26 protein-coding genes are annotated in these 25047 nt (G+C 34.0%); 15 read left to right on the forward strand and 11 right to left on the reverse strand.

Going from position 1 to position 25047, the window contains the following annotated elements; all coding sequences use genetic code 11:
• Positions 1-73 precede the first annotated feature (73 nt).
• The 4 genes from F6U93_RS01150 to F6U93_RS01165 all read right to left on the reverse strand — a co-directional run bounded on the left by F6U93_RS01150 (position 74) and on the right by F6U93_RS01165 (position 4595).
• Positions 74-1843, reverse strand: a complete 1770-nt coding sequence (locus F6U93_RS01150) for an amidohydrolase family protein (RefSeq protein WP_150936017.1) — start codon at positions 1841-1843, stop codon at positions 74-76.
• A 42-nt stretch (positions 1844-1885) separates the two neighbouring features.
• Positions 1886-3559: a patatin-like phospholipase family protein gene (locus tag F6U93_RS01155; protein WP_150936019.1), complete on the reverse strand. Its 1674-nt coding sequence runs from the start codon at positions 3557-3559 to the stop codon at positions 1886-1888.
• An 82-nt stretch (positions 3560-3641) separates the two neighbouring features.
• The gene (locus F6U93_RS01160) at positions 3642-4211 is read right to left on the reverse strand and encodes a hypothetical protein (RefSeq protein WP_150936021.1); all 570 of its coding nucleotides are present in this window, start codon (positions 4209-4211) and stop codon (positions 3642-3644) included.
• Between the two features lie 15 nt (positions 4212-4226).
• Entirely contained in the window at positions 4227-4595 is a 369-nt protein-coding gene (locus F6U93_RS01165) for a hypothetical protein (protein ID WP_150936022.1), read from the reverse strand.
• A 266-nt stretch (positions 4596-4861) separates the two neighbouring features.
• Here F6U93_RS01165 and F6U93_RS01170 point away from each other — a divergent pair, with 266 nt between their 5' ends.
• On the forward strand, positions 4862-5581 hold the full coding sequence (locus F6U93_RS01170) for a 3-ketoacyl-ACP reductase (protein ID WP_150936025.1): 720 nt from the start codon (positions 4862-4864) through the stop codon (positions 5579-5581).
• A gap of 252 nt (positions 5582-5833) precedes the next feature.
• On the opposite strand, the gene F6U93_RS01175 is transcribed toward F6U93_RS01170, so the two are convergent.
• Entirely contained in the window at positions 5834-7375 is a 1542-nt protein-coding gene (locus tag F6U93_RS01175; RefSeq protein WP_150936026.1) for an SLC13 family permease, read from the reverse strand.
• Between the two features lie 158 nt (positions 7376-7533).
• Here F6U93_RS01175 and F6U93_RS01180 point away from each other — a divergent pair, with 158 nt between their 5' ends.
• The 9 genes from F6U93_RS01180 (at position 7534) to trxA (ending at position 14442) form a co-directional block, all read left to right on the forward strand.
• Entirely contained in the window at positions 7534-8433 is a 900-nt protein-coding gene (locus tag F6U93_RS01180) for an EamA family transporter (RefSeq protein WP_150936028.1), read from the forward strand.
• 218 nt (positions 8434-8651) lie between these two features.
• Entirely contained in the window at positions 8652-9233 is a 582-nt protein-coding gene (locus F6U93_RS01185; protein ID WP_150936030.1) for a TetR/AcrR family transcriptional regulator, read from the forward strand.
• Positions 9234-9237: 4 nt separating this feature from the next.
• Positions 9238-9897 (forward strand): NAD(P)H-binding protein, encoded by a 660-nt coding sequence (locus F6U93_RS01190; RefSeq protein WP_150936032.1) that lies wholly within the window; start codon positions 9238-9240, stop codon positions 9895-9897.
• 22 nt (positions 9898-9919) lie between these two features.
• A complete protein-coding gene (locus tag F6U93_RS01195) occupies positions 9920-10552 on the forward strand; it encodes a nitroreductase family protein (protein ID WP_150936034.1) in 633 nt (210 codons plus the stop codon).
• Positions 10553-10555: 3 nt separating this feature from the next.
• A complete protein-coding gene (locus tag F6U93_RS01200) occupies positions 10556-11557 on the forward strand; it encodes an NADP-dependent oxidoreductase (RefSeq protein WP_150936036.1) in 1002 nt (333 codons plus the stop codon).
• A gap of 20 nt (positions 11558-11577) precedes the next feature.
• The gene (locus F6U93_RS01205) at positions 11578-12738 is read left to right on the forward strand and encodes an iron-containing alcohol dehydrogenase (protein WP_150936038.1); all 1161 of its coding nucleotides are present in this window, start codon (positions 11578-11580) and stop codon (positions 12736-12738) included.
• 155 nt (positions 12739-12893) lie between these two features.
• Positions 12894-13163 carry a heavy-metal-associated domain-containing protein gene (locus F6U93_RS01210; protein ID WP_150936040.1) on the forward strand — a complete coding sequence of 90 codons (270 nt, stop codon included), beginning with the start codon at positions 12894-12896 and terminating at the stop codon, positions 13161-13163.
• An 11-nt stretch (positions 13164-13174) separates the two neighbouring features.
• Complete coding sequence (locus tag F6U93_RS01215) at positions 13175-14134, forward strand: c-type heme family protein (protein ID WP_150936042.1); 960 nt, start codon at positions 13175-13177, stop codon at positions 14132-14134.
• An 11-nt stretch (positions 14135-14145) separates the two neighbouring features.
• Entirely contained in the window at positions 14146-14442 is a 297-nt protein-coding gene (trxA, locus tag F6U93_RS01220) for a thioredoxin (protein WP_150936044.1), read from the forward strand.
• A 72-nt stretch (positions 14443-14514) separates the two neighbouring features.
• Here trxA and F6U93_RS01225 read toward each other — a convergent pair whose 3' ends face one another.
• The 4 genes from F6U93_RS01225 to F6U93_RS01240 form a co-directional block, all read right to left on the reverse strand.
• A complete protein-coding gene (locus F6U93_RS01225) occupies positions 14515-15282 on the reverse strand; it encodes a phosphoribosyltransferase family protein (protein ID WP_150936046.1) in 768 nt (255 codons plus the stop codon).
• Positions 15257-15646, reverse strand: a complete 390-nt coding sequence (locus F6U93_RS01230; RefSeq protein ID WP_150936048.1) for a Cof-type HAD-IIB family hydrolase — start codon at positions 15644-15646, stop codon at positions 15257-15259. The genes F6U93_RS01225 and F6U93_RS01230 overlap by 26 nt, the downstream gene beginning before the upstream one ends.
• Positions 15633-17087, reverse strand: a complete 1455-nt coding sequence (locus F6U93_RS01235; RefSeq protein WP_150936050.1) for a nicotinate phosphoribosyltransferase — start codon at positions 17085-17087, stop codon at positions 15633-15635. Before F6U93_RS01235 ends, F6U93_RS01230 begins: the two co-directional genes overlap by 14 nt.
• Before the next feature lie 102 nt (positions 17088-17189).
• The gene (locus F6U93_RS01240) at positions 17190-17864 is read right to left on the reverse strand and encodes an NUDIX hydrolase (protein WP_150936052.1); all 675 of its coding nucleotides are present in this window, start codon (positions 17862-17864) and stop codon (positions 17190-17192) included.
• A 326-nt stretch (positions 17865-18190) separates the two neighbouring features.
• Between F6U93_RS01240 and F6U93_RS01245 the strand changes: the two genes are divergently transcribed.
• Positions 18191-19096, forward strand: coding sequence for an alpha/beta hydrolase (locus F6U93_RS01245; RefSeq protein ID WP_150936054.1), 906 nt, complete (start codon positions 18191-18193; stop codon positions 19094-19096).
• Positions 19097-19294: 198 nt separating this feature from the next.
• Here F6U93_RS01245 and F6U93_RS01250 read toward each other — a convergent pair whose 3' ends face one another.
• Together F6U93_RS01250 and F6U93_RS01255 are read right to left on the reverse strand one after the other, a co-directional pair.
• Positions 19295-19729 carry a 3D domain-containing protein gene (locus F6U93_RS01250; RefSeq protein WP_225312483.1) on the reverse strand — a complete coding sequence of 145 codons (435 nt, stop codon included), beginning with the start codon at positions 19727-19729 and terminating at the stop codon, positions 19295-19297.
• Positions 19730-19746: 17 nt separating this feature from the next.
• Positions 19747-21723 carry an alpha-ketoacid dehydrogenase subunit alpha/beta gene (locus tag F6U93_RS01255; RefSeq protein WP_150936056.1) on the reverse strand — a complete coding sequence of 659 codons (1977 nt, stop codon included), beginning with the start codon at positions 21721-21723 and terminating at the stop codon, positions 19747-19749.
• Between the two features lie 218 nt (positions 21724-21941).
• Here F6U93_RS01255 and F6U93_RS01260 point away from each other — a divergent pair, with 218 nt between their 5' ends.
• The 4 genes from F6U93_RS01260 to F6U93_RS01275 are packed head-to-tail and all read left to right on the forward strand — an operon-like array spanning position 21942 to position 25045.
• On the forward strand, positions 21942-22892 hold the full coding sequence (locus tag F6U93_RS01260; RefSeq protein WP_150936058.1) for an isopenicillin N synthase family dioxygenase: 951 nt from the start codon (positions 21942-21944) through the stop codon (positions 22890-22892).
• Between the two features lie 13 nt (positions 22893-22905).
• Positions 22906-23235, forward strand: a complete 330-nt coding sequence (locus tag F6U93_RS01265) for a translation initiation factor (RefSeq protein WP_150936060.1) — start codon at positions 22906-22908, stop codon at positions 23233-23235.
• A 3-nt stretch (positions 23236-23238) separates the two neighbouring features.
• A complete protein-coding gene (locus F6U93_RS01270; RefSeq protein ID WP_150936062.1) occupies positions 23239-24180 on the forward strand; it encodes a DUF1835 domain-containing protein in 942 nt (313 codons plus the stop codon).
• Complete coding sequence (locus tag F6U93_RS01275) at positions 24170-25045, forward strand: nucleoside phosphorylase (protein ID WP_150936064.1); 876 nt, start codon at positions 24170-24172, stop codon at positions 25043-25045. The genes F6U93_RS01270 and F6U93_RS01275 overlap by 11 nt, the downstream gene beginning before the upstream one ends.
• Positions 25046-25047 lie beyond the last annotated feature (2 nt).

Here is a 25047-nt window from a genome sequence, read left to right on the forward strand (position 1 = left end):
TGGTGCCTAAATATAGAAAATATATGACAAGCAAAAAAATTGGTTAACCAGATTTCCGCTAGAAACGAATCTTTTAAACTATTGCTTCTATGTTATTTACTATACCTTCTTCCAAATACGATCGTGTAAAATACTTTTTAAGAAAATGATGCGCGTTTTCACAGAAGATCATTTCTGATATCGTTTCTGGAGTTAAACCTAACATAAGATCTTGGAGTTCATCTTCCGTGAAAACGGTATAAGACGTTTCTTGAATATTAAGAATTTTAAAATTTTCCCATAACGGGTCAAAATTAAGATGAATAGATTTTGCTACTCTATTTTTAAAACCATCTAGAGTTTTAGCTGAATTAAAATTATCAAACGGGTCAACAATGCCATCATTGTCTGAACCTAAACAAATGGTTTTCCAAGCTTCAATTTCTTCGTAGCGATGATTAGGATTTTGAGAATTGTGAGCTCTAATATGTTCCAAATTCACTTTTGCAATATGAAAAACATTGGTTAAGAACATTTGTGTATGCAATTTATTTAACGTTTCCTCTTTTGTAAAGCGTCTTTTATAGGTTTTCATTAGTGCTTTAAACTTCCCTCCTGGCATACGGCCATCGTGCATGCATACCCCGATAATCCCATCGGAATCAAAAACCTCTCTAATGTCTTGATCAGTGATATTAATATCCCAACGGCTTATATAAGAGTTTTTGTCGAGTTTATTAGTATCTGGCTGTTCAGCCGCTCTGGCTCTTGTAGAAATACCGTTTATCGCAGTATGACTGATAATTATAGGCACATGATCACCCACGTCTCTAAGGGATTTTACAATGCTGAAATAATCATTTCTAGCTTCTAAAGACATGTGCTTAGTATCGATAAGAATACGTTGGCCATTCACTGTTGAAAGTAGATGATCCTTTATTAAAACCTTTCCGAAGGCTGTTATGCCTGCATCTAATCCTGGTTTTTGATTAAAAACATTGGAGAAACCTGGAAGCAGTTTGTTTTTAGGATCACCAAAACTTTTGGCATGTCCCGTTAATAGATTATTGAAATGGTGTGCGAATGTGATAAAAAAGGGTGTGAATTCAAATTCATCCTTATTCTTAAGGCGCCTCACATTTTGTATAAAACTGTTTATTAAATCGGTTTTGTTTTCATCTGAAAGTCCGTCAATAGTGCTTGAACCAAATAAATCGGTTCTTTTATATTTACCCAAAGCATGCATGCCTTCAATTGTGACTATTCCAGCAATAATATTTTGATTTTCCAAGGCAGCATATTCTTCATAGTTAGAAACCATCTGAAATTTTGGCCTGATTTCATAAGTTTCATTTGGTGACTCGCTATTGTGACTTTCTTTAAGATAGGTATATTCACAAGCCAAATCGTCATCGAAATAATCAACCACTTCTGAGCCATGAGCACTATCCAAATAGCCTGTTACTTTAGTTTCTGAAAACCCTGTGAGGACCTGAAAAATCTTAGCATCAAGGTGTAACTTCAGATTAATGCCAAAAACGCGACCTAAAATGAAACGTTGGCTAGCCGTTGAAGATGAAAATGGTCTATTGGGCTTAACAAATTGCCTTTCAATAGGGTAAATGGATAAAAACAGGAGTCGATTTTCACCATCATGACAATGATCTAAATTTGATTGCGTGTATGTGGCTAAATCGTTAACAAAGAGGTTGACCATGAGTCGTCTTAGACTAAATCCTAAAACACCCTTAAATAAGGTTTTGGTACAAGGATTTTTCTTGTAGGTCCAGATATCAGTGATTTCAGAATTGTTTGCAGGTTTGAATGAAGGGTGACAATGTAGGTCGGCTATAGGTCTGCTCATTGGTTTGGTTTAAAGAATAAAAGTACAATTTAATTTATAAAATTAGGGTTTGAGTTGGTTCACTAACCAGAGTGGATTGGCATTGAAGTTTTTCCAATCGGTTTCTAAAGTGCTATACATGACTTCTACTTCAGGAAAATCAACAAATAAATTTTCATGATCTTTTTTTAAGTCTAAAATGTAGTCCATGAGCTCATAGCAGATGGTAAATTGCCCGCAGGCAATCAATTTTTCCATGCGATTTTTAGTGACGTCTACTTTGTCCCACCATAAAGTTGTTGGGGTTTCAGAAGCCGTTAAACATACATATTCTAGGACTTTACTTGGTGCAGGAATGGCCTTGTTGTAGTTTTTGCCTTTATTATAAGGTGTTTTTTGTCCGTTTAACTTATAAACCGTAGCTGTAATACGCTTGTTTTTTAAAGCATTTTTTGAGTAAAACAAGTCGTAATTTAAGCGTCGCATTTGTTTTAAAAACACATCGTTAATCATACTCATTGCTGAAGTTAAACGTTCAGAAAGCATGCGCTGAATTAAACTGATATCTAATTTCTGAAAAGTTAAAACATCGTCTAACAAAGGCTCTGGAACCTGCCTTTTAAAGATACTTTTTAATCGGGAAAGTACGGACATTTTAATCACTGAAGCCACTATACCAAAAAGTGTTAAGAGCATGCCCGCACCTAAAATCACACCACCTAAAATATAAAGACTGCTATAGGCTTGAACTCCAAAAACATGCATATCATTCAATACAATAATTATTAAACCTAGCAATAAAACAATCCAGTATAAAGGTTTTAAAGTAAAGTACTTAAGTGTTTTATTTACAATTTGTTTAAACGTTGATTTTTTTTCTACTTGTGTATCATCAGGTTTCCAGGGTTGCATTTTAAAACTTCCCACATCATTCACAATTATGAGGTCTAAAGTGTTTTTCATACGATCATCAATAAGCATCATACTTCCAATACCTTGATTATCGGCGATACCACCATCCATAATCCCAATACCATCAATGAAATGATCTAGTGATTTGAGGTTTTTATAATCAGTGTCTGTTTGATTTTTAAAATAATCGTCGGGAAATACTAAAGGCTCAAAACCTACAGGGAAACAGGACGATGAGGCGATCACATCCCCTAGCTCCACTTGATAACGAAGCGCATTAACTTCCTTCTGATTGTTTTTATATAGCGGGGTGTTGCCAAAATAACCATGATTTTGAAATCGAAATGTGAGTCCGAATGAAAAATCGGTGGCATTAAAACAAACTTGTTCTAGCTGCTTAATTTTATCTTTTTTTAAGTTTTCAAACGTACCTTGAAATAAAGGCATTTCCGAATAGGTTAAGGCGAAAGCATTAATAAGTGACCTTTTTTTATACGGATTAGCCTTCCAAACGGTATCGTCTTCAAGTTTTGCTATGGCGTTTTCTAAAAGTTTATCATTTTCAGGAGTAAACGTGCTATAGAAAGTTTTAAAGAAACTATCAAAATTATAATCAGGAGCTTGCACGGCTTTGGTATATGCGACCCCAGTTAAAGTTCCCCCACTTACCGTACTTATAGCTTTAACACGTTTCAATAAGGTTTGGTTTTCATAGGAAATTTGCTCTAAGTAAGATAAAATCCCTAAAGCGTAAAAGGTGGCACGATACCCACCTCCGCTAAAGCAAAGCCCTATTTTTTCAAAAGGTTTAAACTGGTTTGACATTGATTGTTTAGCTTGTGATAAATTACTGTATTTCAACTCTATAAAGATATATGATTTCCGGGTATTTCAGGTCAGTAGCTTATTAATGTGCTATCAATACACCTATAACAACACCAACAACGACGCCTACTCCAACCTTTCCAAAGTTTTTCCAAAATTGCTTTTTCTTATAAGTTTTAAGCGCTTCATTAGCTTTGTCTAAATGGGTGTTAGTTAGTAGCAAGGCATTTTGTGTGTTTTCAACTGTAGATTCTAAGTCATTTAAACCTAATTTTAAATCAGTGATATTTCTTTTGTATAAGGCTTGTTGCTCATTACAGGCGTTGAATAATATTTGATAATGCTTTTGGTTTTCAGAATAATTTTTATGATATAAACTAATGGCTTCCATGAGGCTGCTATTGGCTTCCTCATCCAAAAGCATTCTTAAATCTTGAAAATATTGGAAGCTTACAGCATTAAACACATAAAGTGTACTGTTTGTTTTGTTTATTAAATAATTAGAAGACTTGATTTCAATCGGTTTTTCTAGCTGTTTGGCATAAGTTTCATGAACCGTAGTGGTATCTCCTGTGACAGTAACACTTCCCTGAGCCCATAAAACACTTTTAAAGCAGGTTGTGAACAAAATATTAAGTAAAAAGAGCTTCATAAATAAGGGGTTTGTTTAGTTGAAAACAGAATCTTTTGCTTTTAGAGTAATAAGACGTTCCTGTTTCACTTTTAGTAAGGAATCAATGACTATGCGCTGCTTAAATGTTCCTACTTTAGCGCGTTCATGTTCTAAATTGACAATGTCAATTTCATTCTGAATTGTCTCGTTTTCTAATTGGTAATTTGAAATAACCGCTTGTAACTGTTCTATTTCGGTTTTAGCTTTTTGATTTGAAAACAGAGCGGAATCTAAACTTTGTTTTACCAGTTTCAATTCAGTTTCAATCTTATCCAATGCACGATCGTTGAATATAGATTTTAGTAAATGCCCTATGGAAAGTATTAGTATTAGAACCAGAATGATTTTGTAAACATTTGACATAAAAGCTGTTTAATTGTAGTCTTTGTCTTAAAAAAAGACGAATGTATAAAAAATTAACAAGAAATAGACTTCATTTAAACACTAAGGGATTGACGTTTCTAGTCTGTTTTTATACCATTTATTCGATAAAAATAAATTTCTTTTAACTCATAAATTAACCTTAAAACTATATAAGATTTATGGTCTTTTTTGTGCTAATTCGTAACTTAGAAGCTTAAAAAAAATGTAAGATTTTGCACTTGCATAGAACGCTAAAAAAAAGAAAAATGACAGAATTTAAAGGAAAAAAAGCCATTATTACGGGTGGCAGCAGAGGTTTAGGAAAAGCTACAGCTTTAGAATTTGCCAAAGAAGGTATTGATGTGGCTATCACAGGCAGAAATGAAGACACACTAAAGGAAACCGTTAGTGAAATTAAGGCGCTTGGTGTCAATGCTACTTACGCCGCTTTTGATATTAGTGATTATGAAGCTGTTAAACCAGCAATTAAAAATCTAATTGGTACACTTGGAGGCATTGATATTTTAGTGAATAACGCTGGAATTGCAGCCTTTGGTACTTTAAATGACATGCCTGTTGATCAATGGACTCAAATTATGCAAACCAACGTGATGGGCATGTATTACGTAACTAAAGAAGTTTTACCGCATCTTATTAATCAAAATGAAGGTGAAATTATTAATGTATCTTCAACAGCTGGATTAAGTGGTAATGCTACAACTTCAGCATATTCGGCATCTAAATTTGCAGTTATTGGCCTATCGGAATCCTTGATGAAAGAAGTGCGTAAAAATAATATTCGTGTGTGTACATTAACACCAAGTACCATTGTTTCAGATATGTCTGTTGATTTAGGTATCGCCAACAAAGATTCTGAAGATACTGTTTTACAACCTGAAGATTTTGCAGAGTTAATTGTAGCAGGGTTGAAACTTCCACGTCGCGCTATGTTAAAAAGTGCTGCATTATGGTCTACAAACCCGTAAACCAATAATAACAATTTTAAAAAAGCGAGACCTTAAAAATTAAGATCTCGCTTTTTTCGAGTGACTAATTCGAAATAAATTTTTCATCAATAAATATATGTATTCAAGCTGTTTAACTTTTCATTTATAAAGTTACCACCCTAAAACCGTACAATGTATTTCATATATTACAAATCGTGAAAGATATGTAACATGCTTATTGAAACCCTATGAATAAAGGATTAGATCGAGAGTTAATAAAGCATTTACCAATTAGTGTTTTAACGCTTCCGCGGAATTATGAGCCCATTCAGGAAAAACATTCGGGTCAATATCAAAGATGATGGTACCCCAAACAAGGGTCATGAATACAATGATGATAGTGGCAAAAATATCAATGATTAAACCTGTTTTAATCATATGAATCATTTTGAGTTTCCCGGTGCCAAAAACAATGGCATTTGGTGGTGTAGCAATAGGCAGCATAAAAGCCATAGAAGCTGCCAGGGTTACCGGAACCATAATCAACAAGGGATTTACTTGAATTTCTGAAGCCAAACCTGAAACTATTGGCAGCATCATTTCGGTAGTTGCTGTGTTTGATGTAAATTCAGTTAGTGTAGACATTAATGTGGTGAGTGAACCAACCAAAAGTGTTGGTGACATTCCTTTTGTTCCGCTTAGTAGTCCGCCAACATACGTTGATAATCCAGAGTCAATAAAGCCTTTCGCAAGCGCAAAGCCACCACCAAAAAGGAAAACAATGTGCCAAGGGAGTTTCTTCATAATTTTCCAATCGACTAAGGCTTCTTTTTGTTTGCTAGAAGGTACAATAAATAAAAGCATGGCAATAAAAATAGCAACAGTACCATCATTTATGAACTTCGGGTTTTTAAACACAGTACTCCACCCCGGAATACTTAGAAACCCTAGATTTAAATCTGAACGAAACACCCACAAAAATGCTAAAGTCACAAATAAAAGAAACACACGCTTTTGTTCTAAACTTATTTTCCCAAGGGCTTGATATTTGTCTTTGAAAAAGGATTTATCCAGAGCTTCTATTTGTCCTTTCGGTCGGTAAGAAAAGTAGAGTAAGCCTAATGAAAACATAAAAATCATAAGCGTAATTGGAAAAGCAAAAGAAATCCATTGTCCGAATGAAATTTCAGGTGCACCAGGATAAATAATTTCAAAAATTCTTAAAAATGATAAATTAGGAGGCGTACCAACAAGAGTTGCAATACCTCCAATGGAACAAGCATGCGCTATCGATAAGAGTAAACCTGCCGCAAATCGACTTATTTTCCCTGAGCCATAAATTTCTTCAAGAGCCGTCGTTACTGAAAATGCAATAGGAAGCATCATCATGGCCGTGGCTGTATTAGACATCCACATCGATAAAAAAGCAGAAGCTAGCATAAAACCCAACATGATTCTAAAAGGGCTCCCTCCTACTAGCGATAAAATTTTTAAGGCGATGCGTTTATGGAGATTCCATTTTTCCATAGCCAAAGCCATAACAAAACCACCAATAAATAAAAAGATAACATAATTGATATAAGCATCAGAAATCATTTTCCCATCCAAAACCCCAAGTGTAGGAAACAAAACAATAGGAAGAAACGATGTGATGCCAATGGGTAAAGCCTCAGTAACCCACCAAAAAGCCATTAAAACGGCAATCGCAGCAGTATAAGTGACTTCAGGTTTTCCAGGTTGCAAGTCCACAAAGAAAATCATACTAAAAAAAACGAGTAAACCTAAGATTATTAATTTCATATTAATCTGGGTACTTGATTCTAAAGTTGACATAAAAGTGGTGGTTTTAGTTGGCTTTTTTTAGATATTCAAATATTTTAACACACAATATCTTTTCTAAAAATACACTAAAAATTGATTTCAGAAAGCTGTGATGAAATTAAAAACGAAATTTATTCCTCAAAAAATAGCTTTAACATATCTTCGCGCGCATGTGGATGTATTTAGGGCTTTTAGCCGCGTTATTTTTAGGCTTACACAACCTGTGTAAAAAGCATGCTGTTAGAGGAAACGAAGTTTTTCCAGTACTTTTGGGCACCGTTGGCTCAGGTTTTTTATTCCTTATTCCTTTATTTTTAACCTCTGTTAATGCGCCCGAATATGCTCAAAAAAATGGTGTATTCATCGGAACCATATCTTGGACTCTCCATGGCTATATATTTATAAAATCAGCCATCATGGCGGCATCTTGGATTCTAGCTTATCAAGCCTTAAAGCACTTGCCTATTACTATTGTAACACCAATACGTTCTGCGGGTCCGTTTTTTACCTTTATTGGGGCGATACTTATTTACCATGAAAACCCAAATTTATTGCAATGGTTAGGGTTCTTTCTCATCATTTTTTCAGTGTTATTATATTCTAAAATCGGAAAAAAAGAAGGCATTGTTTTCAAAAAGGACAAATGGATTTTAGCGATAATAGTAGCCACGTTTTTAGGAGCTTCAAGCGGATTATATGATAAATTCCTAATTCAATACTTGAACTTAACTCCTTTTACCCTAATCTTTTGGTTTAGTTTTTATGTGGTTTTAATCTTGCTAGTTATTTTAAGCATTACTTGGTTTCCGTATGCCGAAAAACGAAAAGCTTTTAAATGGCGTTGGTCTATTCCTGCGGTTGGCGTTTTACTATTGTCTGCCGATTATTTCTATTTTAAAGCCCTACAAGATCCAGAAGCCTTAATCATGTTGCTTTCAGCTATTAAACGTAGTCAGATTTTAATCTCAGTTCTTGTTGGCGGACTCCTATTCAAAGAACAAAACAAGCGTAAAAAACTGGTGCCACTTGTTGGGATTATGTTGGGTGTCTTTTTGATTTTGTATTCGTAGGTTATTATTGGATATCGACTTCCCTCTATCACCGTTTTTATTGTTGTCTGCAAAATCCTCTGCGCATCCCTGTGTAATTTCAGCGTAGCCCTGTGTAATAATCTCGCAAGAGTAAGCACTAAAATGCAGTACTATCAAGTAACATCAAAAATTAAACTTTTGTTAAAAAATGAATGAATGTTCATTTTTTAATATCTTTGTTGTCCAATTATAAAATCATGGCACAACTTCAAAAAAGTATAGACAAGCGAAATGCCTTAATTAAGGCCACTATTGAGTTGGTAAACAACAACGGATTCCATGCGACACCCATGAGTAAAATTGCTAAAATGGCGAATGTTTCTCCAGGAACGATTTACTTATACTTTGAAAATAAGCAGGATTTGGTGAATCAGACTTACATTGAAGTAAAAGCTGAATACACCAAATACGCCTTCGCTAATTATAATGAAGATGCTTGTGTTGAAAAGAGTTTTGAAGTGATTTGGAAGCGTATAGCCGATTTCAAACTCAAAGAATGTGAATACGCTTTTTTCTTAGCACAATGTGATAATACGCCTATTATAGATGAGGCCTCTAGGCAAGAAGGTATTAAACACCTGCAACCCCTACTCGATTTATGGGCTCGAGGAAAACAAGAAGGTGTTATTAAACCCATAGACGATTACCTTTTGTATGCCTATTCAATAAACCCCTTGTCGTTTTTATTGACGATACAAAAAAGAGCGGCTTTTACATTAAGTAAAAATCAAATTGAAGAAGCCTATCAAGCGGCTTGGGATAGCATAAAACTTAAATAATACAATGAATAAAACAGCCATAATATTAGGAGCAACTGGTTTAACAGGAGGTGTTTTACTTCAAAAATTAATTGAAGATGACCGATATAGCCAAATTAAACTGTTCTCGCGTTCTAAAATTGAAAACCTTCCAAGTAAAGTGACTCAGTTTATCGGTGATCTGTTAGAATTGGAACAGTTAAGAGCAGAATTTACGGCCAACGAAGTGTATTGTTGCATAGGGACCACGGCTAGTAAAACACCAGATAAAACACTTTACAAACAAATTGATTATGGTATTCCGGTAACGGCGGCAAAACTGTCTAATACGAATAATATTTCAACATTTCTGGTGATTTCAGCAATGGGAGCTAATCCAAAAAGCAAGGTGTTTTATAACAGAACTAAAGGCGAAATGGAACGTGATGTATTTCAGCAAAATATTAAAAACACATATGTTTTAAGACCGTCTTTAATCGGTGGCGAACGTAATGAACAACGAACACTAGAAAAAATAGGTTTGGCGGTATTTAAAGTTGTTCAACCTTTATTCTTCGGCTCATTAAAAAACTATAGAATCATTGAACCTGACACCATTGCACAAGGGATGATAAACCTCGCTAATTCGAGTTCTCAAACAGAATCGATTATTACATCACACAATATAAAAACACTTTCAAAATAGAATTAAATAAACAGTTACAATTATGGAATTATTAGATAAATTAAATTGGAGATATGCGGCAAAAGCCATGAATGGTGAAACTGTTCCTGAAGATAAAATAGAACGAATTTTAGAAGCTGCACGTTTAGCCCCAACATCAAGTGGTTTACAACCTTTTGAAATTATAGTAATAAAAAACAAAGAGATTAAAGAAAAAATTAAACCAGTAGCTTGGAACCAATCTGTGATTACTGATTGTTCGCATCTACTTGTTTTTGTGGCTTGGGATACCTATACCGAAGACCGTATCAATTACATGTTTGATTTAACAAACGACATTCGCGGATTTAAAAACGAAGGTTGGGAAAATTACCGTCAGATGCTTTTAAGTTCATATCCGCAAAAACCAGCCGAAGAAAATTTTAACCATGCCGCAAAACAAGCCTACATTGCGTTTTCTCAAGCCATTATCGCCGCTGCTTTTGAAGGTGTTGATGCCACGCCATTGGAAGGTTTTGATCCTGCTGTCATAGATGAGATTTTGGGATTAAAAGAAAAAGGATTACGTAGTGCGGTCATGTTACCTTTAGGCTACAGAAAAGAAGAAAATGATTGGTTGGTTAACTTGGTAAAAGTTAGAAAACCTATGAAAGACTTAGTAACTTTAATAGATTAAAAGATGAAGACAAAAAGCATTTTACTTAAAAATAGACCACAAGGTAAACCTTCAGTTTCAGATTTTGAATTTATAACGGAAGATAAAAATTTAGAACCTAGTTCTGGAGAAATCCTTTTAGAAACTCAATTTGTATCTGTTGATCCTTATCTTAGAGGACGTATGAGCGATGCAAAATCATATGTAGCACCTTTAGAACTCAATAAACCGGTTCAGTCTGGTGTCGTAGCGAAAGTAATAGCCTCAAAAAATGAAAATTTTAAAGAAGGTGATTATGTTTCAGGATTGCTCAATTGGAAAACAAGTCAACTTTCTTCAGGCGAAGGGCTACTAAAAGTTGATGGAGCGAAAGCACCATTAAGTGCTTACCTAGGTATTTTAGGTATGACAGGTTTAACCGCATATTGTGGTTTAACCGAAATAGGAAAACCTGTAGCAGGCGAAACTTTAGTGGTTTCTGGTGCTGCTGGAGCTGTAGGAAGCGTTGTTGGACAAATTGGAAAAATTCTCGGACTTCATGTAATAGGTATCGCTGGAACCGATGAAAAAGTTGATATGCTTAAAAGTAAATTCGGATTTGATGCTGGAATTAACTACAAAACAACGGAAGATATTAATGCTGAAATTTCGAAATTAGCACCTTACGGTGTAGATATTTATTTTGATAATGTGGGCGGACCAATTTCAGATGCGGTATTGTTCAACATCAACCGATTTGCGAGAATCATCATTTGCGGTGCTATTTCTGTTTATAATAATACTGAAATCCCTAAAAGTATTAGTGTACAGCCTTTTTTGGTTAAAAATAGTGCTTTAATGCAAGGCTTTATTGTTTCTAATTATGCTGAAAAATTTCCTGAAGCAATGAAAGAACTATCTACTTGGTTATCTGAAGGTAAACTCACTTATACCGAAACCGTTGTTAATGGTTTTGATAATATCCCAGATGCTTTTATCGGTTTATTTGAAGGGAAAAACAAAGGGAAAATGATTGTTGAAATTTAAACAAACGAAAAACTTAAATTATGAACACTTTTGAATTTAAAAATCCTACCAAAATTATTTTTGGTAAGAATACTATAGAAAAATTAGAAAATGAAATTCCTAAAGATGCCAAAGTCCTCCTTCTCTATGGCGGAGGAAGCATCAAAAAGAATGGCATTTATGACCAAGTAAAAAAAGCCTTATCTGAGTTCGAAGTTCTTGAATTTGGTGGTATTCCAGCAAATCCGGAATATGCGATTTTAATGAAAGCTTTAAAATTGATTAAATCTGAAAATATCACCTATTTACTAGCTGTGGGCGGTGGTTCTGTTATTGATGGAACGAAGTTTTTATCGTCTGCTGCTTTATTTGATGGCGATACTCCTTGGGATATTTTAAGTAAAAAGATTAGAACTGAAAAAGGCATGCCTTTCGGAACGGTTTTAACATTACCAGCTACGGGTTCTGAAATGAATTCTGGTGCCGTGATTACCAATGCCGAAACTAAAGAAAAATTAGGTATGGGTGGCCCTGGCTTGTTTCCTGAGTTCTCAATTTTAGACCCGCAGGTCATTCAGTCTATTCCGCAGCGTCAATTAGCAAATGGTATTACTGATGCTTTTAGCCACGTTTTAGAGCAGTACATGACCTACCCTGCTGGTGCTTTGCTTCAAGATCGTTTTGCTGAAAGTATCATGCAAACCCTTATTGAAGTGGCTCCGAAAGTAATTGAAGATCCTACCAATTATGAAGCGGCATCAAATTTCATGTGGAGTTGCACCATGGCTTTAAACGGGTTAATTCAAAAAGGCGTACCTACAGACTGGGCAGTACATGCTATGGGTCATGAACTTACCGCTTTATTCGGAATTGATCACGCTAGGACTTTAGCCGTGATTGCACCAAGTCATTATCATTTCAATTTTGAAGCAAAAAAGGAAAAACTAGCCCAATATGCCGAACGCATTTGGAATATCACTGAAGGTTCTACCGAAGATAAAGCACAAGCGGCCATTGAAAAAACAGTAGCTTTTTTCCATGAATTAGGAATAGATACGAAATTATCAGATTATACCAAAGATTATGAAGGTACAGCTGAAGAAATTTCAAAACGTTTTACCGATCGTGGTTGGACTGGCTTGGGTGAACACCAAGACTTATCACCTGATAAAGTTGAGAAAATTGTGAAAATGGCTTATTAATTATATAATATAAAAAATAGGTGGTAGCCAATAAATAATTATACCTTAGGTAACAAATATCACCTATTTTTTATTTTTTAAATTTTAATTTTGATAACGATAAATGTTTTTTTTTAAAACTCTTTAACATTAGCTGTAAAACACCTAATTAAATTATGAAAACATCAATAATTGTTCAAAATCTAAAATGTGGAGGTTGTGCGAATACCATTTCCTCTAAACTCGCTAGTATTAAAAATATTTCTGAAATTCATGTTGATATTGAAGAAAGTAAAGTTTCATTTAATTATGAAACGACTGAAGATGCATTATTAGTAAAGGAAAAATTAAAAAGCTTAGGCTATCCATCAGTTGAAGATGATAATAACTACATTTTTAAAGCAAAATCTTATGTAAATTGTGCAACTGGTAAATTTTCAAAATAAACCATAATAACATGAAGAAAGGTTGTATTCTATTAATAGTACCCTTTTTTATTTTCAATTGCAATCAGTCAAAAAAGAAGGAAAACGTAACTGATTATAAAAAAGAACAAAGTATAGCACATCCAGGTAAACAGCTTATGGAAACCAATTGTTATACCTGTCATAGTCCTACGGCTTCTAAAAGCAACAAAATAGGACCTCCTATGAGTGCTATTAAAAATCACTACATAAGTCCTTCTACCACAAAAGAAGAATTTATTGAAGACATGATCGCTTGGATTAATAACCCTAATGTTGAAGACTCTAAAATGCCTGGTGCTGTAGAACAATTTGGTTTGATGCCAAAATCAGCTTATCCTGATGAGACCATCAAACAAATTGCAAGTTATATGTTTGATAATGATATTGATAAACCAGAAGGTTTCAGTGAAAAAAATAGAAATAAGAATTCAGAAACATCGTCTGGTCAATCAGCCATTGAAAAACTGCCTTATGGAGAACGTGGTTTAAAATATGCCTTATCAACTAAAACTGTTTTAGGAAAAAACTTAATAGGCACTATTCAGAAAGAAGGAACACTAGAAGCTTTAGCATTTTGTAATGAAGCAGCTTACCCGTTAACAGATAGTATGTCGGTTGTACATCATGCAACTATTAAAAGGGTATCCGATAAACCAAGAAACCCTGATAATCAAGCAAATGCTGAAGAATTAAATCACATCAAAACATTTAAGAACACAATAAAGAATCAAGGTGAACCACAACCTATTCTTGAAGAAACAAGTAAAAAAGTGAATGTTTACTATCCAATTGTAACAAATTCCATGTGTTTACAATGTCATGGCAACCCTGGTCAAAATATAGAACAACAAACTTATAAGAAGTTAAAAGCTCTTTACCCTAAAGATGAAGCAATTGGATATAATACCAACCAAGTGCGAGGTATATGGAGCATTACTTTTGATAAATAAAATTTTAAATTATGAGTAATTTTTCAGAAATAATAAATCAAGACAAGCCTGTTCTAATCGATTTTTTTGCTACTTGGTGCGGCCCTTGTAAAACATTAGGTCCTATATTAAAGGAAGTCAAAGATACTTTAGGAGAAAACGTATCAATTGTTAAAATTGACGTGGATAAAAATCAAGAATTAGCAACAAAATATCAAGTACGTGGCGTTCCAACCATGCTGTTATTTAAAAACGGTAAACAAGTTTGGAGACAATCTGGAGTGCTTCAGAAAAGTGAGATATTAAACGTTATTTCTAGTAATAACTAAGAGGTTGCTAGATAAAAAAAAGGTTACTTAATTAAGTAACCTTTTTTATAAAGCAATTTAAATTTATGAATTTTACTCAATTCCTTTTAGTTTGAATTGCGTTACAAACTCATCATCAATATTCTTATAGCTGTTTGTACAATATACATGATCAATGGTTTCTTTTAATTCTTCAAACCCATAATTAAATTGGGCATGAGTTACATATAAAAATACTTTTATAGCGCCTTGTAATTTTAAAGCTTCAGCTAAAAACTTAAAGGTTCTACCTCCATCGGCCAAATCGTCAATAATTAAACAGGGTTTACCTTTAACATCGCCTTGTATGCTTATTTCTGGAGCTCCATTTACTCTAACTTTATTTGAAGGCACTAAATCGGCATTAAGTTTTTCAGCAATTTCATGTGTTGTTTTATAAGCTCCTGCATCGGGACTTACTAATATTGGATTTCCAATTTTATTAAAAGCATCTTCAACAAAACTGAAATGTGATATTTTTTCAGAGTTATTAATTAATGCTAGTGAAATTGGACTGTGCGGATGTAGAATATAAACCTTATCAAATTTCATAGAATTAATGAAATTACATATAAGCTTCAAATCGAAAGATTCACCCTTATTAAAACGTCGGTCTGAACGTTGGCCAATTAAACAGTAAATCGTTAATTCTGCAATTGCAGACTTATTTATAGCGTTTTCAGCATCCCAAGCTTCTTTTGCAGCGGCGGCTTCAAATAAACCTTCATAGCTATTTCCTCTAATTTTTATATGAATATTTCCATTTTCAATAATTTTAGCAGCTACCTGACCGTCTTTAAATTTCTTTATTTCGTATTGCATCAGTAAGTTTTTTTAAATTATTATAGGCTTCTTTTAATCCCGCTCTATCATCTAACAAAATATTGTAATAAGGTTTTCTTGTTGGCATTAATGGATTTTCATTAATTAAATCAAAGGGGATATTTCGAGTTTTTAAATCACTTTTAATAGTTTCTAATTTTTCGCCTTCGTTACCAGTAAAAAGTATCATAGTAAACCCTAAAGACTTACATGTTCTTAACAAAGAAATAATTCTATCATAATTAATACCGTGATTATGATAATCGAAAATTGTATTATCATAATCAAATGCTACAAAAAGACTTTTATGCTCTAAATAGTCTTTTTGCAGTCTTTGATAGAAGTCGAAATTAAATACATCCATTAATTTTAGTTCTTATGTCTTGTAAATTAATTTGATTAACAAATTTACCATCTTGATAAATAACTTGTAGAGCGCCTTCATTTTCAACCTCAGGAGTTACCTGATCAATTAAAACATATTCATTATCTACAACATCAATTTTCATTAAACCTTTTGCCGATTTTTTTACACCATCATCTGTAATTGGATCTTTAAAAATTTCTCTTCGTTCTCCATTTACAACGACAGAAGTTGCTTTCATTGCAAAACCAAAAGTATCTCTTGTGTTAAATTGGTACGTAAAAGAACCTATTCCTAGAACCACATTAGTTGTTGCAAAGCCTTTGTCGCTTAATCGCTGACAAATATTTTCAGCTCTTTCTGTTGTAATACTATCGCCATAAATAGCTCCTATATGTGCATCTAGAACTTTAAAACCTTGTGGGTTTGTAGCGCCTCCAAAAATATCCCAAAGCAGTTCTACAACACCTTTGTCTTTTGCAGCTTTACCTCCAAGAGTTCGGCTTTCACCACAAATAATATCAACAGGATCTCCACTATCAGGGCGAATTACTAATTTTCCATCTCTTGATAATACTTCATCTTTTAATTCTGGTAAATATACTGTAAGTACTTTCCATAAATCCCAAGTATCGCTTACCACAGATAATATTCCGCTTGGATATGTATTCATTAACGCTCTAAAAGTTCCTATTTCATCATCTTTAGTTCCTGCGCACATTACAGAATGCTCTGTTGCATTTACAGAACCTACTACAAAACCTTGTGCATTATAATATTTTCTAAAGCTGCTAATTATAGGCAAGCTATCTGATCCTAAAAAGACCGCACCATGTCCCATCCCGGAAGAAACAGCACTTTGTAAACCACCCATACCTCGCATTGAAAAATCATGACCTTGAAAATCAATAAAACCTAAATTTTCTTTATCTGTTCGTAAGGCCCATTTTTTGAATATTCTTTTATAACACAAAGCTATGGTAGCCGATGTCATGGGTTGCCATAACATGGTAGATAAAATAGTTTCTAAAAAATTTGTAATCCAGTAAAATTCTTTATCAGTATTTACAATAGTTACCATAGGTACTCTAATAGGGACCTCTACCCCTTCTGGCAACGATTTTACTTTTATTGGTAAATATTGTAAATCATGGAGCTTTTCATAATGAGTCACATCATAATCTGCTCCTAAATACATTGATAATTCTTCTTTAATTTCATTACAAACTTCAGTTTTTGGTTTTGAAAAGAAATTGTCTTGAAAAAAATCATGTAACCACATGAATACATATTGTTGCCCAAAAGATACGACTTGGTTACATCCTTTAGGAGCATACTTATTGCTTCTAGGTGTCCAATTTGAATATACTTCTTCTGTTCCTTTTGGATACTGTTGGTGATGTCCTGTTTTATAGCCGTCTGTTAATAATAAACCATTCATAATAAAATGTTTTTGCGTAATTATAACGCAAATATAATTCAAGATTTAGATTGCACAAAACAATATTTGTGTTTTTTTTACACAAAAACAAATATTAAGCTTTTATATATCGAAAATGATACCTTCTTGTTTTAATTTAAAATATCTTTTTTGATTGAATTTAAATAAGTTAGCTGGTCTTCCCGATCCTTTTGAAATTTTCTCATCTAGTTCGTCAAGAATATTTAATTTTAAAAATTTCTTTCTAAAATTACGTCTATCAATAGGTCTACCTAAAAGTGTAGTGTATAAATTTTCTAAATCTGAAAAAGGAAATTTCTCATCAAGAAGTTCAAAGCCTAGAGGTTCATAGGTTATTTTACTTTGCAATCTAGAAATGGCTAATTTTAGAATATCTTTATGATCAAAAGAAAGTTGTGGTAGTTCATCTATTTTAAACCACTGCACCTCCTCTGCATCTGTTGAAGCATTAATTTTAAAAGCACTAGGGTGAACTAGTCCAAAATACGCTATAGAGACAATCCGTCCTCTTGGATCTCTATTTGGATTTCCAAACGAATATAGTTGTTCCAAATAATTAATTTCTACTCCAGTCTCTTCTTTTAGCTCCCTTTCTACTGCCTTCTCTAAAGCTTCATTATTTAGAACAAAACCTCCTGGAATTGCCCATTTCCCTTTAAAAGGCTCATATTTTCTCTTTATGAGTAATACGGAGATAGTACCTGCTTCATACCCAAATACCACAGCATCTACGGAAAGCTTTATAGATTGATTCATATTATGCGTATTATTTACGCTAAAATATAAAATAATAATGAAAATTATTACGAATCAATATATTTCATCTATTTGCATAAAAAGAAGCTGTCTGAAAAGTAAAATTTTATCAACCAGTACTCCTGCCCGACGACGGGCACGGTGATTCAGTGGCTCATCAAATTAATATACTGCTAAATTTCATGCAGTAAAACTAAAAGGTTGTCTTTTTCAGGCAACCTTTTCAGTTTAAAATAAGGTTAGAGTTCACAATATAATCCTAACAGTACATCAATTATTAAAAATTCATTTTAAATTAGCTTTACGAATTACCATGTATTCTATTTATGACAGCTTTAAGATTAAGCCTTTTATTCCTACTTAGTTTTTACGCCTTAAGCGCACAAACACGTTATATTGACCCTGTTTTCAGTGACGCATCAATGCGTACGTACAATTATGCTATTAAAGACAAAGACACCTTAAAACTTGATATTTATGAACCTGTTGGAGATAGTATAAAGAAACGACCTTTAATGGTTTTGGTACATGGCGGTGGTTTTTATAGCGGTAGTAGAAATGAGAGTTATTTGATTTCTATGGCAAAAAACATTGCTAAAAAGGGCTATAATGTGGCTAGCATTGACTACCGGCTAACACAAGAGCACAGAGATGTAAGCTGTGGTACCCCACAAAATGAAATTTTTCAGGTATATAGAAGAGGTGCACAAGATGTTTTAGACGCTTTATTCTATTTAACTAAGTATAAAAAGGAGTTTAAAATTGATGCTTCAAAAATAATATTGGCAGGAAGTAGCGCTGGAGCAGAAACGATTTTAAATATCGCCTATAACAGAAAACTTATGAGTAGTTTGTCGCGACATAAAAGGATTAAAATTGCTGCCGTTTTTTCAATTTCAGGTGCTATTTTTGATCTTAATGCCATAAAAAAAGATAACGCCATTCCAGGTGCTTTTTATCATGGTGAAAATGATCGCGTAGTACCTTATAGTAAAGGCGCTCATCATTCGTGTACGGTCTTTCAAAAAGGGTTTTTCATCTTAGAAGGTTCGAAACAAATAACCAATAAATTAGCAAACCTTAATGCAAGTTTCTTACTATACACTTATAAAGGACGAGGGCATGATGTTTTTAATCTTCCTAATAAAGATTACCATCAAGCTTTTCTGTTTTTTAAGGATGTGCTTTTTGACAACAAGTTCTATCAAGGTCGAATTAGAAAGAACTTTTAAGTTTAATTGGTTTGTTTTAGTTACTATGTGCTTACGCTTGTGCTGATTATTACACAGAGAAACACTGAGGTTTCACAAAGCCTCACAGAAAACTTTTAAGACAAAGATTTTACTGATTTTCACTGATTAATTACACTTTACGCATTCGGGTCTTTGCGAGAAGGTATAATTGGTTGTTAGTTTTTGTTTTTTGGGTGCTTACTCTTGCTCTGAGTCCTCCTTTTCTACAGCATATAAAACATCAACCGTTCGCCTGCCCCATTGCTTGGCAGCTTCAATATCTAAGCCCATATAAACGTCAATATGATTTTTCCATCGTGAATGCATTTTATCTTTCACAATATATATGCCCTCAAGTCCTTCTATTTTAACAAGGGTATTATATTTTAATTCCCCTTTCAGTAAATCTCGAGACACCGCAATAAATTGTTGTCCCGGATGAATACTATCACCAAAGGCCGTGATATGTGGGTTCGGACTCGTTTGTTCAGGAACCGAATTATATGCTGAAGCTTTCACTGTTAAGGGTTTCCATACATAGAGTTCTTTAACAGGCTGTTCTCGCTCTTGCTTACAACCTAGAATAACCATTGTCAATATCATTAAAATACCTTTCAAACCTGTTGTTTTCATTCCTTTAATATAAGAAATTAATACGCTAACAAGCTTTTTAAAGCGGCTTCAAACCGAGATTCACCTAAATATTGGTCTTCTAATGCTTTAGCAAACGGAATAGGCGTATCCAAACTTCCCACACGTTTTACGGGCGCATCCAAATATTCAAAACAGTTTTCCATAATTAATGCTGAAATCTCACTTGACAGGCTACCAAAAAGTGAATCTTCCTGTAAAATAATAGCTTTCCCGGTCTTTTTAACCGAATTAAACATCGTTTCAGTATCTAAAGGCTGAAGGGTTCTTAAATCGATAACATCTACTGAAATTTCAGGATACTGCTTTAAAGTTTCTAAAACCCAGTGCAAACCCATACCGTAGCTAATGACAGTGATTTCTGTGCCATCTTTTAATACAGAAGCTTTTCCTAACGGAAGGGTGTAATAATCAGTTGGAACGTCCTCACGAATACTTCGGTACAATCCTTTATGTTCAAAAAACAAAACAGGGTTTGGGTCATTCACCGCGGAAGCTAATAAACCTTTAGCATCATAAGGAAAAGCGGGGTAAACTACTTTTAACCCAGGGGTTTTAGTAAACCAAGCTTCATTGGTTTGCGAATGAAAAGGTCCTGCACCCACACCACCACCGCATGGCATTCTGATAACTACATCAGCCTGTTGCCCCCAGCGGTAATACGATTTCGCTAATAAATTCACGACAGGATTAAATCCAGAAGAGATAAAATCTGCAAACTGCATTTCCACAACACTCTTCATTCCGGCTATAGACAATCCCATAGCAACTTCAATAATAGCCGATTCACAAATGGGTGTATTTCTTATACGTTCCTTTCCAAACTGTTCTAAAAAACCTTCGGTAATTTTAAAAACCCCACCGTATTCTGCGATGTCTTGTCCCATGATAATCAAATCATCATGGCGTTCCATACATTGTTTTAAACCTTCTGATATCGCATCAATAAATCGAAATTCTTTTTCTTCCGAAGAATGTGTAATTATTTCATTTTCAATAATGTTAAAAACATCATTCAATTCTTTAATTTCACTTGATTCTATTTTAGATTCGTTAAATGAAAGCTCTAAATTATCGTTTATATTCTTAGTGTATTTTATTTTTATTTCCTCAATATTATCGGCAGATAAAATATTTTCAGTTAACAAAAATTGCTCAAAATTCGCAATAGGATCTTTAGTTTCCCAGGTTTCAAAAAGCGCTTTGGGCACATAATCTGTTCCGCTAGATTCTTCATGACCACGCATTCTAAAGGTTTTGAATTCTATTAAAACAGGTCTCGGGTTATTCCGAATGCTTTCAGCAAGCTCTTGAACTTTCGTATAAACTTCAATAATATTGTTTCCATCAATAATGTGAGCTTCCATACCATAACCCACAGCTCTATCGGCTAAATGCTCGCAATTATATTGTTCTTTTGTTGGGGTTGATAGTCCGTAGCCATTATTTTCAATGCAAAATAGTACGGGTAACTGCCATACCGAAGCTACATTTAAAGCTTCATGAAAATCACCTTCACTAGTGCCACCTTCTCCCGTAAACACGGCTGTAACCTGGTTTTTATGCTTCAATTTACTCGCTAATGCAATACCATCGGCAACCCCCAATTGCGGACCTAAATGTGAAATCATACCCACAATTTTATGTTCTTGAGATCCAAAATGAAAAGAACGGTCTCGTCCTTTTGTAAAACCCGAAGCCTTCCCCTGCCATTGTGAAAACAAACGATTTAAAGGAATATTTCTAGTTGTGAAAATGCCTAAATTCCGATGCATCGGTAAAATATATTCATCGTCATTTAAGGCCATAGTCACACCTACTGCAATGGCTTCTTGTCCAATACCCGAAAACCACTTACTAATTTTACCTTGTCGTAGTAAAATCAGCATTTTCTCTTCAATTAAACGTGGTAATAGCATCTTTTTGTAAAGCGCCACTAAACGCTTATCATCTAGATTTTCAGTATTATAATTCATCAGTTATGCTTAACGTATTTTGTGAAATTTCAACTTTTAAAAGACCATCAAAGATACCATAAAAAGTAATTCTATAAGGGCTTCCGAAGGAAATCATGTCTTGCTAAATCTTTCAATGTTTTTCGTACATTTGTGTATTACCTTATTTTAACGAGACATTTTCGCATGACTAAAATAAACTGAAAATGATCTTTATTAATTCATAATAAAAACACCTCATGAACAAGATACCTAGTGTCGATTTATCTGATTTCATTTCTAATGACGCTACTAAAAAAGAAAACTTTGTAGCAGCTATTGGTAAAGCTTACGAAGACATTGGTTTTGTGGCTTTAAAAGGTCATTTTTTAGATGAAAATCTTGTAGAAAACCTATATAAAGAGATCAAAAACTTCTTTGATCTTCCTCTTGAAACCAAACAGAAATATGAAATCCCTGAAATTGCTGGTCAACGTGGTTATGTATCTTTCGGAAAAGAAAGTGCAAAAGGCAAAAAAGAAGGCGATTTAAAGGAGTTTTGGCATTTCGGACAATATGTTGAAGACAACGACGCGCTAAAGGCAGAATACCCAGAAAACGTGATTGTTGATGAGCTTCCAGAATTCAATAAAGTTGGAAAAGAAGCTTATAAAATGCTTGAAAAAACAGCCCAATACGTACTGCGTGCTTTAGCTATTCACTTGAATTTAGACGAAACTTATTTCGATCAATATATTTTAAACGGGAATTCTATTTTAAGACCTATTCACTACCCACCTATTCAGGAAGAACCAAAGGCTGCCGAACGCGCTGCAGCTCATGGCGACATTAATTTGATCACTCTTTTAATGGGTGCTCAAGGTCGTGGTTTACAAGTTCAAAACCATAAAGGCGAATGGATTGATGCCATTGCTGAACCTGATGAACTGATGATAAACGTTGGTGATATGCTTTCTAGACATACTAACAACAAATTAAAATCAACCATACATCGTGTTATCAATCCGCCTAAAGAACTTTGGGGATCTTCCCGTTATTCTATTCCGTTTTTCATGCACCCAATTAGCGCCATGAAATTGGATGTTTTAGAGAATTGCGTTGATGAAGACCACCCAAAAGCCTTTGAAGACATTACTGCTGGTGAATTTTTAACCGAACGTTTAATTGAATTAGGACTTATAAAAAAATAACAAAGCCGATTACATGGACTTACAAGACCAATTAAAGAACTTATTTCCTGATCATGAAGTAGAGGAAAATCAGGAAGACACCAATGAGGCGTCAAATATTTGGATGCAAGATGACCCTATTCTCTGCAAATATGAAAAACGTAAAGGCAAACCCATTACGATTTTAGATGGTTATACGGGAGCTACTGAAGATTTCAAAATCTTAGCCAAAGAAATTAAAACCAAACTTAGTGTTGGTGGTAGTTTTAAAGATGATAAAATTATCATTCAAGGGGATTACCGTGATAAAATCATGGATATGCTAAAAGAAAAAGGTTTTAACGTAAAGCGTGTGGGAGGTTAAACGATGAAAAAACACCCACTCCATATTACAAACGGCTCTGTACTCACCTCATTATTAGAAGAATTAAAAATTGAAGGTGATTTTTTAACTTGGCAAGCCATGCTTTGCGAAGGCCCTACAATTGAAGCTGTTTTTTCAGAAGAATTCTTAAAAATTAGACGTGAGTATTTTAAGGATTTTTATGATGTTGAAGTGGACAACGAACTTATTCATACAGAATTAGATAAATTAAACCACACCGAAGATTATTCTGAAATCATACTATGGTTTGAATACGATTTATTTTGCCACATCAATATGGTGGCCGTTATCAGTTTAATCAAACAAAAGAAAATTGATTTACCTATATATTTAATTTGTAGCGGACGAGAAAAAGGGAGTAAAACCTTAAAAGGCCTAGGAGAATTAAGCTCAGAACAACTAATGCAACATTACGAAGCTAAAGTTCTACTTAACGCTGACGACCTCGAAATGGCAAGAAATGTTTGGAGTATTTACTGTGGTGTTGATCATAATTTACTTAAACCACTCATTGTAAAAAGTTCATCATTCGATTATTTAAGTAACTGCCTCAAAGCGCATTTAGAACGTTTTCCCGATGCTGTTACAGGCTTAAATGATATTGAAAAGAATATCCTTGAAATATTAAACACCTATAAAATCACCTCTAAAAACCATCTATTAGGCTATATTCTTAATTATCAAGGGTATTTTGGTTATGGCGATTTTCAATTAAAACGTATTATTGATGAGTTGGCTGTATTTTACACGATTAAAGAAGATCATCTTGAATTAAATCGCAAAGGCTTGTTAGTACTTCAAAACCAACATAATTTTGCAGACGACATAGCAAACGGCATGACCTATGGAGGCGTAAAGAAAGCGGCATTTTACTTCAGTAAATCGGCAAATAAACTCATTAAAACCGTGCACTATGACGATTAAAGATTCTGAACTCATTTTAAATCCCGATGGTAGCATTTACCATTTGAATTTAAAACCCGAGCATATCGCAAATACCGTTATTTTAGTGGGCGACCAAGATCGTGTTGAGAAAATTTCTAAACATTTTGACACCATTGAATTTGAAACACAAAAACGCGAATTTAAAACACATACAGGAACTTATAAAGGGAAAGGTATTTCAGTGGTTTCAACAGGTATTGGCCCCGATAACATCGATATTGTTTTAAATGAATTGGATGCCTTGGTTAATATTGATTTTGAAACACGCCAATCTAAAAAAGAAATCACTTCACTAGATATTATAAGAATTGGAACTTCAGGGTCTCTTCAAAAAAACATTCCTGTTGATGCTTTTGTATTAAGCACTTACGGCTTAGATATGAATGGGATGCTCCAAGCGTACCAAATAGGAAATATTTCAAACCCAAATATCGAAGAAGCCTTTATAAAACACACTAATTGGAGTGCTAACAAAGCCAAACCAATCGTCATTAAAGGAAGTGCTACTCTAGAAAAAAAACTAGAAAGCGAACTAACTCACAAGGGATTAACCGCTACTGCTGGCGGGTTTTATGGTCCGCAAGGACGTGTATTACGTCTAGCTGTTCAAGATCCTGATTTAAATGACAAGATGGACAATTTCAACTATAATGGAATTTGTATTTCAAACTTTGAAATGGAAACATCTGCCATATATGGATTATCGAAATTGCTTGGTCATGAGGCTCTTTCTCTAAATGCGATAATTGCTAATAGAGCAAATGGTACCTTTAGTAAAAACCCTGCTGCCGCTATTGAAAAACTTATTATTTACACTTTAAATAAGTTGGTAGCTTCAAATTAAAA

It is taken from the genome of Pseudotamlana haliotis (genome assembly GCF_008806375.1).
Lineage (GTDB): Bacteria > Bacteroidota > Bacteroidia > Flavobacteriales > Flavobacteriaceae > Pseudotamlana > Pseudotamlana haliotis.

Excerpts from the sequence above, each read along its gene's own strand:
- F6U93_RS01200 (WP_150936036.1), top strand. The coding sequence starts at position 10,556 with ATGAAGACAAAAAGCATTTTACTTAAAAATAGACCACAAGGTAAACCT.
- F6U93_RS01275 (WP_150936064.1), top strand. The coding sequence starts at position 24,170 with ATGACGATTAAAGATTCTGAACTCATTTTAAATCCCGATGGTAGCATT.
- F6U93_RS01185 (WP_150936030.1), top strand. The coding sequence starts at position 8,652 with ATGGCACAACTTCAAAAAAGTATAGACAAGCGAAATGCCTTAATTAAG.
- trxA (WP_150936044.1), top strand. The coding sequence starts at position 14,146 with ATGAGTAATTTTTCAGAAATAATAAATCAAGACAAGCCTGTTCTAATC.
- F6U93_RS01215 (WP_150936042.1), top strand. The coding sequence starts at position 13,175 with ATGAAGAAAGGTTGTATTCTATTAATAGTACCCTTTTTTATTTTCAAT.
- F6U93_RS01225 (WP_150936046.1), bottom strand. The coding sequence starts at position 15,282 with ATGCAATACGAAATAAAGAAATTTAAAGACGGTCAGGTAGCTGCTAAA.
- F6U93_RS01230 (WP_150936048.1), bottom strand. The coding sequence starts at position 15,646 with ATGGATGTATTTAATTTCGACTTCTATCAAAGACTGCAAAAAGACTAT.
- F6U93_RS01165 (WP_150936022.1), bottom strand. The coding sequence starts at position 4,595 with ATGTCAAATGTTTACAAAATCATTCTGGTTCTAATACTAATACTTTCC.
- F6U93_RS01235 (WP_150936050.1), bottom strand. The coding sequence starts at position 17,087 with ATGAATGGTTTATTATTAACAGACGGCTATAAAACAGGACATCACCAA.
- F6U93_RS01150 (WP_150936017.1), bottom strand. The coding sequence starts at position 1,843 with ATGAGCAGACCTATAGCCGACCTACATTGTCACCCTTCATTCAAACCT.
- F6U93_RS01190 (WP_150936032.1), top strand. The coding sequence starts at position 9,238 with ATGAATAAAACAGCCATAATATTAGGAGCAACTGGTTTAACAGGAGGT.
- F6U93_RS01255 (WP_150936056.1), bottom strand. The coding sequence starts at position 21,723 with ATGAATTATAATACTGAAAATCTAGATGATAAGCGTTTAGTGGCGCTT.
- F6U93_RS01155 (WP_150936019.1), bottom strand. The coding sequence starts at position 3,559 with ATGTCAAACCAGTTTAAACCTTTTGAAAAAATAGGGCTTTGCTTTAGC.
- F6U93_RS01195 (WP_150936034.1), top strand. The coding sequence starts at position 9,920 with ATGGAATTATTAGATAAATTAAATTGGAGATATGCGGCAAAAGCCATG.
- F6U93_RS01265 (WP_150936060.1), top strand. The coding sequence starts at position 22,906 with ATGGACTTACAAGACCAATTAAAGAACTTATTTCCTGATCATGAAGTA.
- F6U93_RS01210 (WP_150936040.1), top strand. The coding sequence starts at position 12,894 with ATGAAAACATCAATAATTGTTCAAAATCTAAAATGTGGAGGTTGTGCG.
- F6U93_RS01245 (WP_150936054.1), top strand. The coding sequence starts at position 18,191 with ATGACAGCTTTAAGATTAAGCCTTTTATTCCTACTTAGTTTTTACGCC.
- F6U93_RS01170 (WP_150936025.1), top strand. The coding sequence starts at position 4,862 with ATGACAGAATTTAAAGGAAAAAAAGCCATTATTACGGGTGGCAGCAGA.
- F6U93_RS01175 (WP_150936026.1), bottom strand. The coding sequence starts at position 7,375 with ATGTCAACTTTAGAATCAAGTACCCAGATTAATATGAAATTAATAATC.
- F6U93_RS01180 (WP_150936028.1), top strand. The coding sequence starts at position 7,534 with ATGTGGATGTATTTAGGGCTTTTAGCCGCGTTATTTTTAGGCTTACAC.
- F6U93_RS01260 (WP_150936058.1), top strand. The coding sequence starts at position 21,942 with ATGAACAAGATACCTAGTGTCGATTTATCTGATTTCATTTCTAATGAC.
- F6U93_RS01240 (WP_150936052.1), bottom strand. The coding sequence starts at position 17,864 with ATGAATCAATCTATAAAGCTTTCCGTAGATGCTGTGGTATTTGGGTAT.
- F6U93_RS01160 (WP_150936021.1), bottom strand. The coding sequence starts at position 4,211 with ATGAAGCTCTTTTTACTTAATATTTTGTTCACAACCTGCTTTAAAAGT.
- F6U93_RS01250 (WP_225312483.1), bottom strand. The coding sequence starts at position 19,729 with ATGAAAACAACAGGTTTGAAAGGTATTTTAATGATATTGACAATGGTT.
- F6U93_RS01270 (WP_150936062.1), top strand. The coding sequence starts at position 23,239 with ATGAAAAAACACCCACTCCATATTACAAACGGCTCTGTACTCACCTCA.
- F6U93_RS01205 (WP_150936038.1), top strand. The coding sequence starts at position 11,578 with ATGAACACTTTTGAATTTAAAAATCCTACCAAAATTATTTTTGGTAAG.